The 1,381-nt window shown below is 43.4% G+C and carries 3 protein-coding genes; all 3 read right to left on the bottom strand.

What is annotated here, in order from left to right; genetic code table 11:
* Positions 1-198 precede the first annotated feature (198 nt).
* From SDD30_RS17340 to SDD30_RS17350, 3 genes are read right to left on the bottom strand one after another with little or no spacing between them, the layout of a single operon-like run.
* Positions 199-381 carry a hypothetical protein gene (locus SDD30_RS17340; RefSeq protein ID WP_434076183.1) on the bottom strand — a complete coding sequence of 61 codons (183 nt, stop codon included), beginning with the start codon at positions 379-381 and terminating at the stop codon, positions 199-201.
* Between the two features lie 51 nt (positions 382-432).
* Entirely contained in the window at positions 433-771 is a 339-nt protein-coding gene (locus SDD30_RS17345; protein WP_434076184.1) for a hypothetical protein, read from the bottom strand.
* Positions 759-1,181 (bottom strand): hypothetical protein, encoded by a 423-nt coding sequence (locus SDD30_RS17350; RefSeq protein ID WP_434076185.1) that lies wholly within the window; start codon positions 1,179-1,181, stop codon positions 759-761. Before SDD30_RS17350 ends, SDD30_RS17345 begins: the two co-directional genes overlap by 13 nt.
* Positions 1,182-1,381 lie beyond the last annotated feature (200 nt).

The following is a 1,381-nucleotide window of genomic DNA, read 5'->3' on the forward strand; positions in this document are numbered from 1 at the left end:
TGCTAGCGTTGTCTAGTGAGATTGTTGCCATTATTGGTTAATCATGGTACATGCAACTGCACAGGTAGAAATTTTTTGGCTACCTGTAATTAATCCAAGCGCCGCAAGGTCCTTTTTGTTAATGCGTCAGCACTGGTTTACATATCTCAAGCGACAGCCTGATACCATAAACAATTGTCACGACCTCTGAGGTCCAGACTATTCGAGCCATTTTTTCAGGCGCTCCCTGGCCTGGTCATGGGTTAGGACCTGGCCCGCTTTTAACTGCTGTAGCCCCCTATCCACTTTTTTCCGGAAATATAATTCGGCCACAATATCTTCTACACGGGCGTCTTCCGGCATTTGGTGGATCATAGGAATGATTTCTTCCTTGATTGTCATGGGCAGCACACCTTTTCGCAACTATGAGCAAGGCTATTCTATAATAAAACTTTAAGCAATCCCCACCGCTTGTTCACTTCTAGCTTTCATAATGCTCTGCAGATGCTTAAGGATATCAATTGTTTTGCTCGGTTTTTCGCCATTTAGTTTCCATAAGACAGGCAAATCAGCCAGACCGGATATTTTTTCTAAAGGTAATTTGCTAAAATCGATAGCTTCCACGGCAACTATTCGCTCTGTCCCCCTTCCTTGATCATCAACAGCATAATAAACCCATACCATGGCATCCAGGGGATCTACTTCCCATTCAGTTGGTGCCGGTTCTGCCCACAAAACCAGCACATCGGTTTCCGGGCTGTATTCAATACTGGCCGTAATTATTTGCTCCATAAAATTTTCACGCCCTTCTTAAGCCGCTTTATCCGTTTTTCATCACCAATATGGAGGGTTTTCAAGGTTCTATCGGGGGCAATTACTGCAATTGCTGTAATCTCTTTGCCATCTTCTTTCCACCTGCAGATCCAAACTTCATATGAAGGATAGTTCTTGGATTCCACAATTTCTACCACCGACTTCAGAGCCATCTTGATACGTTCCGGATGGCGCCAAATACGGGGATCAACAATAGCATGATAAAAATCACCCAAAGTAACGGTAATTTCAACTCCAAGGGGGCCAACCAGCGGTTTGCGCAAATTAGTTTGCCAGAATTTCTCTGCCTCAATAACCGCTTGCTGAGGCATTTTGCCTTCTTTGATTAAGCGGTCAATCCGCTGTTTAGAATTTTCGCCGCTACGCAATTCCTTAATTAAACTACACGCCCCCAGTTCAGAAAGGTCTATGTTCTTGCTCTCTTGCTGTTTGATTACTTTTACTTTATTCTATCATCTTTACTTAGGAACTACAACTCTTTTTCATCTTGCGTGTCGCCGGACAGTGATATTGTCACCCTATAAGCGGACTGAGAAAATGTCACTATGAGAGGAGAAATCTTTTTGAG

The sequence above is a fragment of the Moorella naiadis (nom. illeg.) genome, from assembly GCF_051020825.1.
Taxonomy (GTDB): Bacteria; Bacillota; DSM-521; order Neomoorellales; family Neomoorellaceae; genus Neomoorella; species Neomoorella naiadis.